A 13,112-nucleotide genomic window follows, 5' to 3' on the forward strand; every position below is an offset into this window, starting at 1 on the left:
CGAATCAATGATAAGACGCGCAAAGATATCTGAAATCCCCGATATCTTGACCATTACCCAAGCCTGTGCCAAAAAAATGCAAGAGAACGGCATTTTTCAATGGAACGAACACTATCCTTCCAGATTGGCTTTCGAAAAAGATATAGAGCGCAACGAGCTATTCGTGATCGAAGAAAGCCATGTCATCCAGGGCACTATCGTCATATCCACATTAATGGATGAGGAATACAAACCCATAAAATGGCTGACCCCCAACGGAAATAGCACGTACATTCATCGGCTTTCCGTCCATCCAGAACTTCAAGGAAAGGGCTTGGCCCAAGAAATGATGGATTTTGCAGAAAATTATTCCAGGAAAAATAATTTCGAGTCGGTGCGGCTGGATACTTTTTCACTGAATAAAAGAAACCAGCGTTTTTACGAGCAAAGAGGGTATCAAAAACTTGGTGATATCTATTTCCCCAAACAAAGCCAGCATCCTTTTCATTGTTATGAATTAGTGCTGTAACTTGCGCCCGATTTGAGCACGCAGGTAAATTTTAAGAGCATCAACCAACTGGCCATTCCCGCCACTATCTCGGGAATTGCGGAACCTATTCTCTCCATAACGGATACCGCCATCGTGGGCAACATTCCCGTGGACGGGTTGGAGTCGTTGGCAGCAGCGGGAATCGTGGGTTCCTTTTTGTCCATGCTCATTTGGGTGCTCGGTCAAACACGAAGCTCCATTTCCGCCATCATTTCCCAGTACTTGGGCGCCGGACGGTTAACAGAGGTAAAAGATTTGCCGGCACAGGCTATTTTCTTCAACATTCTGCTCAGTATCGTGGTCCTTTTATCCACTGTTTTCCTTATAGAAGAAATCTTTGCCCTGTTCAACGCATCCGGTAAAATTCTAGAGTACTGTATATCCTATTATGCCATTAGGGTGTGGGGCTTTCCGCTTACACTTTTCACCTTTGCTGTTTTCGGGATATTTCGTGGATTGCAGAATACTTTTTACCCCATGGTCATTGCCATGTTGGGTGCAGGCCTCAACATTTTACTGGATTTTGTTCTTGTTTATGGTATCGATGGATGGGTGCCCGCCCTTTACTTGGAAGGAGCCGCTTGGGCAAGCTTGATATCGCAAGCTATCATGGCCATTATCGCCCTTGTCCTATTATTGAAAAAGACGGAAATCAGCATGAAACTGGTTTTTCCGCTCAATAAAGAAATGAAGCGTGTGGTATTTATGAGCCTAAACCTCTTTGTGCGCACGCTTGCCCTCAACGCCGCACTCATGCTTGCCGTACGCGAGGCCACCACCTTGGGCGACCAGTTCATAGGGGCACATACCATTGCCATCAACCTTTGGTTGTTCTCCGCTTTCTTTATTGATGGATTTGCCGCCGCAGGAAACAGTATGGGCGGAAGACTGCTCGGTGCCCAAGACTATAACGGTCTTTGGGAATTGGCCAAAAAAATAATGAAGTATGGCACGATTGTAAGCCTTGGACTTATGGCGTTCGGATTTATTTTTTATAGGCCCATTGGCCGGATTTTTTCCAACGAAACCGTGGTACTGGACACCTTCTACAACATTTTTTACATTGTAATCATCGGTTTGCCGATGAATACGTTGGCCTTTGTTTTTGATGGGCTTTTCAAGGGAATGGGCGAAATGAAGTATTTAAGGAACGTACTGTTGGCCGCCACCTTATTGGGGTTCATTCCATGCCTCTATCTGGGCATTTATCTAGGTTGGGGGCTATATGCCATTTGGATTGCATTTGTGGTCTGGATGATGATTCGTGGATTTTCCCTGGTCTGGAAATTTAGGATAAAATTCCAACCCTTGGTACAAAACCCTTAATTTAGTGCTCACGGAATACAGGTTTACAACAACTGATAACTGAAAATAAATGTCCACCCATAGAATCAACGGCAGCCTATACACCAAAATTGAAAACAAGGTAGCGACCATAGAATTTGGTCACCCTGCAAGCAATTCCTTTGTTTCCGAACTTTTGGTGCGGCTTACGAAGGAGTTTGATAAAGTGGGCAAAAACGATGACGTTTCTGTAATCGTGTTAAAGTCCGAAGGAGAACGGGCTTTTTGTGCCGGAGCCTCTTTTGATGAATTAGTGGCAGTTTCCAATCTGGAAGAGGGGAAGGCGTTTTTTAGTGGTTTTGCAAACATCATCAATGCCATGCGCAAGTGTCCCAAGCCGATTATTGGACGAGTACAGGGCAAAACTGTTGGTGGCGGTGTCGGCTTGGCATCGGCCTGCGATTATGTGCATGCAACGGTAGAAGCAGCCATCAAATTATCGGAAATATCCATAGGAATAGGCCCGTTCGTCATTGCCCCGACCGTAGAGCGCAAAATGGGCAAAGCCGCTTTGGCCGAGCTCACTTTGTATCCCACCGAGTGGAAAAATGCCTATTGGGCCAAAGAACAAGGCTTATATGCCAAAGTGTACGATTCCATTGCCGAAATGGACAGGGAACTGGAAATCCATGTTCAAAAACTGGCCACCTATAACCCCGAAGCTCTGGAAAAAATGAAGAAAGTTCTTTGGGAAGGAACCGAGCATTGGGACGACCTATTGTTGGAACGTGCTGAAGCATCCGGAAAGTTGGCACTATCGCCAAATACCAAAAAAGCATTGGAGAAGTTTAAAAAATAAAAGCAGTTATGAATGATTTGATTTTTCCCATATTGGCCCTTTTTGTAGTCGTGGTGTATGTAGTCAATAGAATACGTAGCAATCGTCGTTACAAAAAATAATATATAAAATATATATTTTATATATTTGCTGGTATATAATTTGAGAGACCACGTTTTATGGAACATGTCAAAAAACTCATTGAAGTCGATAAGTCACTGGTAGTAAAACTCAAAGTGCTTTCCGCTTTTGAAAACTTGAGCGTTAAGGCCTTGATGGAAAAGGCCGTGGTCGAGTATGTGAAAAACAAGGAGCTGGAGCGTTTTGAAAAGCTATCAGAAGAAGAGAAGGAAGACCTTGGTCTTCTACTTTTGATGCAGCAAACAGACAAAGAAGACTTTGTCAGTGAGGAAGTTGTCTTTAAAATTCTTGATGAATGAAAATCAAATATCATAAATCACTTGAAAAAGATTTAAGAAAGATTAATGATAAAAAGATAAAGCAAAAATTGAAGCTCATCATTCTCGAAATCAAAGAAGCTGAGGTTTTGGACGAGCTTAAGTCCGTCAAGAAGTTAGCAGGACACCCGAATGCCTTCAGAATAAGAGTCGGTACATACCGACTTGGTTTTTATTACGAAAACAATACCTTAATATTGTCTCGTTTTGTAAAACGAAATGACATATATAAACTTTTTCCTTAGACCCATTGGACAATATTTCACTTCCTAAAGGCAAAAAAATCTATTTCGCGAGCGATAACCACCTAGGGGCTCCCACCCGAAAGGACAGTCTGCCCCGTGAGAAAAAATTTGTGGCCTGGCTGGATTCCATTAAGAAGGATGCTGCGGCCATTTTTTTAATGGGCGACCTTTTTGATTTTTGGTTCGAGTATAAAACCGTGGTGCCCAAAGGCTTTACACGAACGCTTGGCAAACTGGCCGAACTATCGGATATGGGCATTCCCATTACTTATTTTGTGGGCAACCACGATCTTTGGATGAACGGATATTTTGAAAAGGAACTGAATATCCCGGTGTACCATAAACCGCAGCAGTTCCTCATCAATGACACTTCCTTTTTTATTGGGCACGGTGATGGATTGGGTCCACATGACAAGGGTTTTAAACGGATGAAAAAGGTATTTACCAATCCCGTGGCCCAGTGGTTTTTTAAATGGCTTCACCCCGATTTAGGTGTTCGTTTGGGACAGCATCTGTCCGTAAACAACAAAATTATTTCTGGCGAAGCGGACGCTAAATTTTTAGGAGAGGATAAGGAATGGCTCATTCTGTATGCCAAGCGCAAGTTGGAAGAGCAACATTTTGACCATTTTATATTTGGTCATCGTCATTTACCGTTGGAAATCAAACTGAACGATACCTCGACCTATACCAATCTCGGGGATTGGATTTCCTTTTTTACCTACGCTGTTTTTGATGGAGAAAAATTGACTTTGGAGAAACTGGAAGATTAGTCTTCCTTTTCGTGCTCTTCAATGTCTTTTTGAAGGTCCAATCGCCTAAATGTGGGGGAAGCAATTGCTGTTGCACTTACGGTGAGCAACGTCATGCATCCACCAAAGACCACCGCTGTTACAGTTCCCATTAGTTTGGCCGTCAACCCACTTTCAAAAGCGCCCAACTCGTTGGAAGAACCTACGAACATAGAATTTACCGAAGCTACCCTACCGCGCATATTGTCCGGTGTTTTTATTTGCAAAATGGTCTGTCGAATGATCATCGAGATACCATCCACTGCCCCACTTACAAACAAAGCGATCACGGATAACCAAAAAAGTTCCGACAACCCGAAGACGATAATACAGATTCCAAAGGCAAAGACCGCCATCAATAACTTTTTACCAGCATTTTTATGCATGGGAAACCTAGTTGAGCCCAACATGGTAATAGATGCCCCTACCGCGGGGGCAGCCCGTAAAATCCCGAAGCCTTCGGAACCCACGTGCAAAATATCTTGAGCATAAACAGGCAAAAGCGCCACGGCCCCACCAAAAAGTACGGCGATCATGTCCAAAGTAAGTGCCCCAAAAATGGCCTTGTTCCCAAAAACAAACTTGAGTCCATCCTTCAAACTTTGAAAAACAGGCTCCCCGATTTTAGGATTCATAATGGGTTTTGGGGGGATTTGGAAGAGGAAAATCAACGCCATCAACGAGAAACCAAAAATGACGCACATGCTCCAATGCACTCCGATCCAACTAATGGAAAAACCGGCCAAGGCAGGGCCCAAAACCGATGCCAACTGCCAAGTGGAACTGCTCCAAGTGACCGCATTCGGATATATTTTCTTCGGAACGATCAAAGCAATCAACGAAAATATGGTCGGGCCCAAAAACGAGCGTACAAATCCGCCCAAAAATACCAGGGCATAAATGGAGTACAGTATGGTGGTGGATTCCCATGAATCTTCCAATCCGGGCCAGCTCAATACAAACAATCCGAAGCTTATCACCGAGAACCCGGCGATACAGACCACCAAAAGGTTCCGTTTTTCCTTTTGGTCCACAATGTGACCTGCGAAGAGGGCCATGCTCACGGCAGGTACCACCTCCATCAAACCGATTATACCCAAAGAAAGCGGGTCCTTGGTCAAGGAATATACTTGCCATTCAATTACGATAAACTGCATGGACCATGCGAAAACCATGGCAAAACGCACCAATAAAAATATGTTGAATTCCTTATAGCGAAGTGCTGCGTAGGGGTCCATAAATAGCTAGCGAATATCTCTTAATTTTAGTTGAAGGCTTACCGTTCCGTTCCATTCATTTTCATCCAACGAAAATACGGCATCGAATGGTTTTATTCGCTTAACCACATCCAATTTATCGCCCAAATTAAATCCTATGCCACCAATAGGTTCCGAACCTAGTTGATAGAGGCTGCATTTTAAGTGTTTCTCGCCTTCGCCAACTCCACGGGCATACCCCGTATCCTTTAATCCTTCGGCCATAAAAACGGGGGTCATGTTGCCGGGACCAAATGGTGCAAATTGTTTTAGAATACGCATCAGTTTTGGGGTAATCTGGTCCATTTGAATTTTGGCATCAATGGAAATTTCGGGCTGCAAGAGTTTTGGGTCGATGGTTTCAGAAACCACCCTTTCAAACTGGCTCTTGAACGTTTCATACTGCTCTTCCAACAACGTGAGTCCCGCTGCATACATGTGACCGCCGAACTGCTCTAAACAATCTGAACATCCCTCCAGGGCATTGTAGATATCAAACCCTTTGACCGATCTTGCGGAAGCTGCCAATTTATCCCCGCTTTTGGTGAAGACCAAAGTTGGCCGGTAATATGTTTCTGTCAATCGTGATGCTACAATACCGATTACACCTTTGTGCCAGTTTTCGTTATAGACCACTGAGGTAAACTTCTCCTCCTCTTTATTTTCTTGGATTTGCACTAAAGCTTCCTGTGTGATTTCTTGGTCCAAACTTCTCCGTTCTGTGTTGAACAGTTCAATTTCAGAAGCAAACTGTTGTGCCTGGGCAAAGTTGGTTTCGGTGAGTAAGTTTACGGCATGTTGTCCATGCTTCATGCGTCCGGCCGCATTGATTCGTGGGGCAATGATAAAAACCACATCCGTGATGGTAAGCTCCCTTTTTTTGGTCTGATCAATTAATGCCTTGATTCCTGTTCTTGGATTTTCGTTGATGACCATTAACCCGTAATAAGCGAGCACACGATTCTCCCCGGTAATAGGAACAATATCGGCAGCAATGGCAGTTGCCACTAAATCCAAATAAAGCAAAATATCATCGATGGTATTTCCCCACTTGGTACTCAACGCTTGAATCAATTTAAAGCCAACGCCACAACCGCAAAGTTCCTTGTAAGGATAGTCGCAATCGTGCTGTTTGGGATCTAACACCGCAATTGCATCTGGAAGTTCTGCTCCTGGTCGGTGGTGATCGCAAACGATAACATCGATGCCTTTTTCCTTGGCATATTTTATCTGGTCAATGGCCTTGATGCCGCAATCCAGCGCTATAATCAAAGACATGTCGTTGTCCGAGGCAAAATCAATGCCTTTTAAGGAAATGCCGTAACCTTCCAAATAACGGTCGGGAATGTAGGTGGCCACATTGGGGTAGGTTTCCATCAAATAGGCGCTCATTAGCGCAACGGATGTGGTCCCATCTACATCGTAATCTCCATAGACCAAAATGTTCTCTCCTTTGTTGATGGCTTCTTCAATCCGTTCCACTGCTTTGCGCATGTCCTTCATCAAAAAAGGATCGTGCAGATGATTCAACTCGGGCCGGAAGAATGCTTTCGCCTCTTCGTAATTGGTTATTCCCCTTTGAATTAGGAGCTGCGCTACCAAATCATCAACGCCCAATGCTTTGGACAATTGGTCAATGAATTCTTGTTCCGGTTTTGGCTTTATGGTCCAGCGCATAGTTTTAAAAGTTCAAGTGCAAAATTCAAGCTTAAGCTCAAATTTCCAGTTACTTCTTCCTTTTGATTACGGTAGCAGTGATTTTAATCAATTGTTCAATTTCATCCAATAAACCAATGCAAACTCCTTCATTGCCATAGTTTATCTTTTTCAGAATCTTTAGGCTTACCCTCGATTCTTTCAATTCCCTTAATGTAATGGTAGCCCTATAAACAAAATCTTTGTTGGTGTTTGTTCCTTGAGCCTATCCAAAGTTCAAAGCAGCACTTCCAGCGGAACGAAGTAATTGATTTCCGTAATATTGTCCTGTAAAATCGTTGGATAAATCGTGGCAAAAAGTAGCGATACTGGCTGCCAAATCCACAAATCGTTCCTCTAGATCGAATTTCTTTTCGTTCATATTTTAAAAATTGATCTTGAGGTTGACCTAATTCTTAAATATAATTGATTATTTGGTAATTGAACTTGTGTTTTGTTCTTGAGCCTGTTCCTTTGTTTGCCTCCTATTTATGATGAAAAATGGTCTTGATGTCCAATTCGGCAAATTTTCTGAACATTTCCATAACGCCGCAATATTTTTCAACGGAAAGGTCTACCGCTTTTTTAAGCTTGTCCTCGTTTAAGTTGGCACCGGTAAAATGATACTCGATTACTACGGAATTATAATATTTCGGATGTTCGTCGGTAAGGTTGGCTATGGTCTCTATCTTAAAGTCGTCCACTTCCAATTTCATCTTTTTAATGAGCGAGGCCACATCCAAACCCGAACAACCTGCCAAAGATGACAACATTAGGGCCTTGGGACGCAACCCTGCTCCCGACCCGCCACTATCTTCACCGGCATCGATTCGTACAGTATGTCCAGATGGATTGTTGCTCTCAAAAGCCATCTCTCCCAACCATTTGGTAGTTATGTGATTTGTCATGACGTTTAATTTTTGTTTCTTGTAGAGTCCAAAAATACAATTTATAATCGCAATCATGCCCTTAGTCAATCCCCTATCGCCCAATCACGATCCCCAGACGAAAGAACTGGCCGAGTTCTTTAATGAAACGCTTGGGTTTTGTCCAAATTCCGTGCTGACCATGCAGCATAGACCGGCCATATCCAAGGCTTTCATTAACCTTAACAAGGCGGTAATGGCCAATGAGGGCCGAGTATCTTCTGCCTTAAAACGAATGATTGCGTGGGTAAGCAGCAATGCCACGGGCTGCCGGTATTGCCAGGCACATGCCATCCGGGCTGCGGAGCGTTACGGTGCCAAACAGGAACAATTGGACAACATTTGGGAATACCGGACACATAACGCTTTCTCAGAAGCAGAAAAGGCTGCTTTGGATTTTGCCTTGGCCGCTTCCCAAGTGCCAAATACAGTGAATGCCGACATTAAAAAGGAATTGCACAAACATTGGAACGATGGCGAAATTGTAGAAATGATGGGGGTCATTTCACTTTTTGGGTACCTCAACCGCTGGAACGATTCCATGGGCACGGATATCGAAGATGGAGCCGTGGAAAGTGCGGAAAAATATTTGGGGGAAGTGGGCTGGCAAAAAGGGAAGCATGATGGGTCCAAATATTAAATAGATTCAATAATCCAGCCTGCCGGAAACCTTTTCTCGCAAATCTGATAAAACTTCTTCCTCAAACCAAGGATTTTTGCTCAACCAAAACCGATTTCTTGGCGATGGATGCGGCAACACAAAATAATCGGGCAAATATTCTTGGTAGTGTTTCACTGTTTCCGTCAAATTTCGCTTCATCGTATTGCCCAAATAGTAGTTTTGCGCATATTGACCTATCAAGACAGTCAGTGTCAAGTTTGGCATTTGATTTATCAGCGACTCATGCCATAAGGGGGCACACTCGGGACGTGGTGGTAAATCCCCGGATTTTCCTTTGCCCGGATAACAGAATCCCATTGGGAGAAGGGCCAAAAGTTGTTCATTATAAAATTGTTCATCCGTTACGCCCAGCCATTTTCTTAGCTGCCTTCCGCTAGGGTCATCCCAAGGAACCTCTGTTTGATGGACTTTGGTACCGGGCGCCTGCCCAATAATCGCAATTCTTGATTCTGGATGGGCAGCAACAATGGGTCTGGGCCCTAAGGGCAAATGCTCCTCGCAATGTATGCAGTTCCGTATTTGGGATAGTAGTTCGTCCATCTAATGTACTGGGTCGTAAAGTTGTGTTGAAGTTAACAACTATTTCTTCCCGCCGACCACAATCACAAATTCTCCTTTGGGTGCTTTATTGTTGAAGTGTTCCAGTACTTCAGCAACGGTTCCGCGAACGGTCTCTTCGTATAATTTGGTCAATTCCCTGGAAACGGAAATAGGCCGGTCTTCTCCAAAATACTCGGCGAAATGCGCCAAAGTTTTGAGTACCTTATGGGGCGATTCGTAAAAAACCATGGTTCTGGTTTCTTCGGCAAGTTCCAAAAGTCGGGTCTGGCGGCCTTTTTTCACAGGTAAAAATCCTTCAAAAATAAATCGGTCGTTGGGCAATCCACTGTTCACTATAGCTGGAACAAAGGCCGTTGCTCCCGGCAAACACTCTACTTCAATGTCGTTTTCAATGCAAGCACGGGTCAGTAAAAATCCAGGGTCGGAAATTGCCGGTGTACCTGCGTCCGAAATGAGGGCGTAATTAGTTCCTTCTTTCATTTTTTGCACTAAACCATCAACCTGTTTGTGCTCGTTGTGCATGTGATGGCTCTGTAGATGCGTGTTGATCTCAAAATGCTTCAGCAATTTACCGCTGGTTCGGGTATCTTCCGCCAAAACCACATCCACCTCTTTGAGCACTTTAATGGCTCGGAGAGTAATGTCCTCAAGATTTCCTATTGGCGTCGGAACCAGATATAGCTTTCCCATGGACCAAAGTTACGGTCTTACAATCAAAATAAAATTGAAAAAATGGATTTATGCGAACCTACGTTCAATTAGGGCAATAAAGCGAGCCTCATACTCCTCTTTACCTTCCCAATTATTGTACTCGGGTTTCACCATATTGTTTATAAAAGCAACAGAGCGTTCTTCAGAGTCAATTGTTGTAAGCTGGGAAAGCACACGGGTATAATCCTCCATGTCATTATTGAACAAGTGCTTCACAAAGGCCAGTTTATCGTTAAGGCCAATCTGGAAGTCTTTGGCCAAACGGTCGTTTAACGATTTTGGCTTTATCGATTTTGAAGCTGCGCTGAAATTCTCATCGGGCGTTACCTCATCTTTGTCGTTCTTCATCAAATTGGGCTTTGCCACGAACTCGGCAAACACCTTTTCCAAATCCATATTGGAAGGCATTTCGGAAACAATATCCTTGATCGTATCCATAGAAGGTGTCGTAATGATATCTTCCTGGTGCGGATTGCTCTCCGGAACTGATGTGTTTCCGCTTAAAACGGCATTGGCCATTTTCTCGAACCTTGAGGCTATGACGTTTTGGGACACATCTACCTCAACATCGTTCAATTTTTCATCTATGAATTTCAATACGGCCAACTTTTCATAAATCTTTCTTGATTTTTCGTACAATGCCGCAAGATCGGTGTCCTCCCGTGCAGTTATTATCTCTGTGGACAACTTGATCAACTCTTCCCTCAATTTCCGTATCATAGCTTTTCTTCTTTACTATAAAAATATAACGATTTTGCAAATACCCTATCAACAAAAGGTTAAAATCTTATTGAAAACAGGGGTGCATTTTTTTAGTAGCTTTGTGGTCGTCCCAAAATAACGGGAAAACAAACAATTTCTTTCAAAAATACGGTATGTTTCTCGAAAACACAGTCAACCCTAAGGAACAGTTTGGATGGATCGAGGTGATTTGCGGTTCCATGTTTTCCGGAAAGACCGAAGAACTGATCCGAAGACTGAAGCGCGCCCAGTTTGCCAAGCAAAAAGTGGAAATATTCAAGCCCATTGTGGATACGCGTTATCATGAAGAAATGGTGGTATCCCACGATTCCAACGAAATTCGTTCAACACCTGTTCCGGCCGCGGCCAATATTCGACTTTTGGCGGACGACTGTGATGTGATCGGTATTGACGAAGCTCAATTTTTTGATGATGAAATCGTAACCGTTTGCAATGATTTGGCCAATAGGGGCATACGTGTGGTAGTTGCAGGACTTGACATGGATTTTAAGGGCAATCCTTTTGGCCCCATGCCAGCCTTGATGGCCACAGCGGAATATGTGACCAAAGTACACGCCGTGTGCACGCGCACCGGAAACTTGGCCAACTATAGCTTTAGGAAATCCCTCAACGATAATTTGGTGCTCCTTGGTGAAACCGAGGAGTATGAGCCCTTGAGCCGTGCCGCATTTTATAAAGCCATGCTTCGCGAAAAAATTAAGGAAATGGACGTAAGTTCGGAAGAGGTCACCTCCAAAAAAGACAAATCCAATGCGTAAGGTAGGGGAAACTACGTTAATCTTGGATCTTGCATCCTTGGAACACAATTACAACTACTTGCGCTCCAAAATAGACTTTGAAACCAAATTTTTAGGGGTAGTAAAGGCCTTTGCCTACGGTAGCGATATGGTCACTATTGCCCATAAACTGGAACAATTGGGTGCCGATTATTTGGCTGTTGCCTATGTGAGCGAAGGAATCCTGTTACGGGAAGCCGGAATTCAACTTCCTATTTTGGTATTGCACCCTTTGGCTTCCAATTTTGAGGATTTGATCGAGCATCATTTGGAGCCGAGCCTTTATTCGAGAAACATCCTGAACCAGTTCCTTGAAGCTGCGAACGCCAAGAAACAAAAGGATTATCCGGTCCACATTAAATTCAATACCGGATTGAACCGTTTGGGTTTCTCAGAGGCCGATGTAAATTTTATCGCGGAAGAAACCAAGCGTAACGAATGCATCAAAATAGTTTCTTGCTTTTCGCACTTGGCGGCGTCGGAAGATAAAAACGAGCGTGATTTTAGTATTGATCAAATCAATTCATTCAAAAATTTGAGCAGCAATCTCATGGATAAGTTGGGATATGCGCCCATGCGACACATGCTGAACACTTCGGGTATCATCAACTATCCAGAGGCACAGTTTGAAATGGTTCGTAGTGGAATAGGACTTTATGGCTACGGCAACCAAGCTGAAATTGATGCAGAATTAAAGGCCGTGGCTACCCTAAAAACCATTATTTCTCAGATACATGAGATCGGGGCCAATCAATCCGTAGGGTACAACCGAGCATTCAGATCGAGCCACAATATAAAAAGTGCCACGTTGCCCATTGGACATGCCGATGGTATTGGCCGACAGTACGGAAAGGGCAAAGGCGTTGTGACCATCAATAATAAAAAAGCACCTATTTTGGGCAATGTTTGTATGGATATGATCATGGTGGATGTGACTGAAATCGACTGTAAAGAAGGTGATGAGGCCATTGTGTTCGGCACGGAAAAATCTGCGGAAAAATTTGCCTCCAACGCGGGCACCATTTCCTACGAAATTCTCACGGCCATATCGCAACGGGTAAAAAGAGTGGTTACGGGAGCTTGACTATTACCTTTGATTTACTTAATTTGTATTGGATTAACCAATACTCAACTATAAATGGGATTTTTAAAAGAATTTAAGGACTTTGCCATGAAAGGAAACCTGGTGGATATCGCCGTAGGTTTCGTTATGGGTGCCGCATTCAACAAAGTGGTGTCTTCGTTCACGGGAGGAATAGTTTCCCCCTTGATCGGTTTGTTGTTCAAAGCAGATTTCAACGATTTGAAATATGTCATTACCGAAGGAACGGTGAACGATGCCGGGGAAACGGTCGGGGAAATCGCTGTGCTGTACGGTGCCTTCCTTACCAATGTAATCGACTTCCTGATAGTGGCCTTTGTGATGTTTGCCATCGTAAAAAGTGTGAACAAAATGAAGAAAAAGGAAGAACCAGCTCCTGCAGCTCCAAAAGGTCCGACCCAAGAGGAACTGTTGGCAGAAATACGCGATTTATTGAAAAAACAATAAGTACTGAAGTTTTTCGGTACGACCGCTACATCACAATAACCTTTAAAAA

At 43.6% G+C, this 13,112-nt stretch carries 17 protein-coding genes and 1 pseudogene; 10 read left to right on the top strand and 8 right to left on the bottom strand.

Translation table 11 applies throughout. The features are described 5' to 3' along the window. The first annotated feature begins 7 nt into the window (after positions 1 to 7). The 6 genes from K1F36_RS03155 (at position 8) to K1F36_RS03180 (ending at position 4,127) form a co-directional block, all read left to right on the top strand. The gene (locus K1F36_RS03155; RefSeq protein ID WP_220112510.1) at positions 8 to 508 is read left to right on the top strand and encodes a GNAT family N-acetyltransferase; all 501 of its coding nucleotides are present in this window, start codon (positions 8 to 10) and stop codon (positions 506 to 508) included. A gap of 12 nt (positions 509 to 520) precedes the next feature. Then, positions 521 to 1,855 carry an MATE family efflux transporter gene (locus K1F36_RS03160; RefSeq protein ID WP_220112511.1) on the top strand — a complete coding sequence of 445 codons (1,335 nt, stop codon included), beginning with the start codon at positions 521 to 523 and terminating at the stop codon, positions 1,853 to 1,855. 49 nt (positions 1,856 to 1,904) lie between these two features. Next, positions 1,905 to 2,672: an enoyl-CoA hydratase/isomerase family protein gene (locus K1F36_RS03165; RefSeq protein ID WP_220112512.1), complete on the top strand. Its 768-nt coding sequence runs from the start codon at positions 1,905 to 1,907 to the stop codon at positions 2,670 to 2,672. A gap of 158 nt (positions 2,673 to 2,830) precedes the next feature. After that, the gene (locus tag K1F36_RS03170; RefSeq protein WP_220112513.1) at positions 2,831 to 3,091 is read left to right on the top strand and encodes a hypothetical protein; all 261 of its coding nucleotides are present in this window, start codon (positions 2,831 to 2,833) and stop codon (positions 3,089 to 3,091) included. Next, positions 3,088 to 3,354, top strand: a complete 267-nt coding sequence (locus K1F36_RS03175; RefSeq protein ID WP_220112514.1) for a type II toxin-antitoxin system RelE family toxin — start codon at positions 3,088 to 3,090, stop codon at positions 3,352 to 3,354. The genes K1F36_RS03170 and K1F36_RS03175 overlap by 4 nt, the downstream gene beginning before the upstream one ends. Positions 3,355 to 3,368: 14 nt before the next feature. Beyond that, positions 3,369 to 4,127 carry a UDP-2,3-diacylglucosamine diphosphatase gene (locus K1F36_RS03180; RefSeq protein ID WP_220112804.1) on the top strand — a complete coding sequence of 253 codons (759 nt, stop codon included), beginning with the start codon at positions 3,369 to 3,371 and terminating at the stop codon, positions 4,125 to 4,127. On the opposite strand, the gene K1F36_RS03185 is transcribed toward K1F36_RS03180, so the two are convergent. The 5 genes and pseudogenes from K1F36_RS03185 to K1F36_RS03200 all read right to left on the bottom strand — a co-directional run bounded on the left by K1F36_RS03185 (position 4,124) and on the right by K1F36_RS03200 (position 8,004). Continuing rightward, on the bottom strand, positions 4,124 to 5,383 hold the full coding sequence (locus K1F36_RS03185; RefSeq protein WP_220112515.1) for an MFS transporter: 1,260 nt from the start codon (positions 5,381 to 5,383) through the stop codon (positions 4,124 to 4,126). The two genes, K1F36_RS03180 and K1F36_RS03185, sit on opposite strands and share 4 nt — an antisense overlap. 6 nt (positions 5,384 to 5,389) lie before the next feature. Then, a complete protein-coding gene (recJ, locus tag K1F36_RS03190) occupies positions 5,390 to 7,078 on the bottom strand; it encodes a single-stranded-DNA-specific exonuclease RecJ (RefSeq protein ID WP_220112516.1) in 1,689 nt (562 codons plus the stop codon). 49 nt (positions 7,079 to 7,127) lie between these two features. Next, positions 7,128 to 7,307: pseudogene (locus tag K1F36_RS20070) on the bottom strand (four helix bundle protein); the annotation flags it as partial. Positions 7,308 to 7,322: 15 nt separating this feature from the next. Next, complete coding sequence (locus tag K1F36_RS20075) at positions 7,323 to 7,478, bottom strand: hypothetical protein (protein ID WP_258538922.1); 156 nt, start codon at positions 7,476 to 7,478, stop codon at positions 7,323 to 7,325. A 103-nt stretch (positions 7,479 to 7,581) separates the two neighbouring features. Beyond that, positions 7,582 to 8,004, bottom strand: a complete 423-nt coding sequence (locus K1F36_RS03200; RefSeq protein ID WP_220112517.1) for an OsmC family protein — start codon at positions 8,002 to 8,004, stop codon at positions 7,582 to 7,584. Between the two features lie 55 nt (positions 8,005 to 8,059). Between K1F36_RS03200 and K1F36_RS03205 the strand changes: the two genes are divergently transcribed. Beyond that, positions 8,060 to 8,662 (top strand): carboxymuconolactone decarboxylase family protein, encoded by a 603-nt coding sequence (locus tag K1F36_RS03205; protein WP_220112518.1) that lies wholly within the window; start codon positions 8,060 to 8,062, stop codon positions 8,660 to 8,662. 6 nt (positions 8,663 to 8,668) lie between these two features. Here K1F36_RS03205 and K1F36_RS03210 read toward each other — a convergent pair whose 3' ends face one another. The 3 genes from K1F36_RS03210 to K1F36_RS03220 are packed head-to-tail and all read right to left on the bottom strand — an operon-like array spanning position 8,669 to position 10,696. Further along, positions 8,669 to 9,244, bottom strand: a complete 576-nt coding sequence (locus K1F36_RS03210) for a uracil-DNA glycosylase family protein (protein WP_220112519.1) — start codon at positions 9,242 to 9,244, stop codon at positions 8,669 to 8,671. 39 nt (positions 9,245 to 9,283) lie between these two features. After that, positions 9,284 to 9,955, bottom strand: a complete 672-nt coding sequence (gene rsmI / locus K1F36_RS03215; RefSeq protein ID WP_220112520.1) for a 16S rRNA (cytidine(1402)-2'-O)-methyltransferase — start codon at positions 9,953 to 9,955, stop codon at positions 9,284 to 9,286. Positions 9,956 to 10,003: 48 nt separating this feature from the next. Next, on the bottom strand, positions 10,004 to 10,696 hold the full coding sequence (locus K1F36_RS03220; protein ID WP_220112521.1) for a hypothetical protein: 693 nt from the start codon (positions 10,694 to 10,696) through the stop codon (positions 10,004 to 10,006). A gap of 155 nt (positions 10,697 to 10,851) precedes the next feature. Here K1F36_RS03220 and K1F36_RS03225 point away from each other — a divergent pair, with 155 nt between their 5' ends. Genes K1F36_RS03225 through mscL form a run of 3 tightly spaced genes read left to right on the top strand, consistent with a single transcriptional unit; the run spans position 10,852 to position 13,063 of the window. Next, on the top strand, positions 10,852 to 11,496 hold the full coding sequence (locus K1F36_RS03225; RefSeq protein ID WP_220112522.1) for a thymidine kinase: 645 nt from the start codon (positions 10,852 to 10,854) through the stop codon (positions 11,494 to 11,496). After that, complete coding sequence (gene alr, locus K1F36_RS03230; protein WP_220112523.1) at positions 11,489 to 12,598, top strand: alanine racemase; 1,110 nt, start codon at positions 11,489 to 11,491, stop codon at positions 12,596 to 12,598. The genes K1F36_RS03225 and alr overlap by 8 nt, the downstream gene beginning before the upstream one ends. A 54-nt stretch (positions 12,599 to 12,652) precedes the next feature. After that, positions 12,653 to 13,063: a large-conductance mechanosensitive channel protein MscL gene (mscL, locus tag K1F36_RS03235; protein ID WP_220112524.1), complete on the top strand. Its 411-nt coding sequence runs from the start codon at positions 12,653 to 12,655 to the stop codon at positions 13,061 to 13,063. Positions 13,064 to 13,112 lie beyond the last annotated feature (49 nt).

Source organism: Flagellimonas abyssi (genome assembly GCF_019457905.1).
Taxonomy (GTDB): domain Bacteria; phylum Bacteroidota; class Bacteroidia; order Flavobacteriales; family Flavobacteriaceae; genus Flagellimonas; species Flagellimonas abyssi.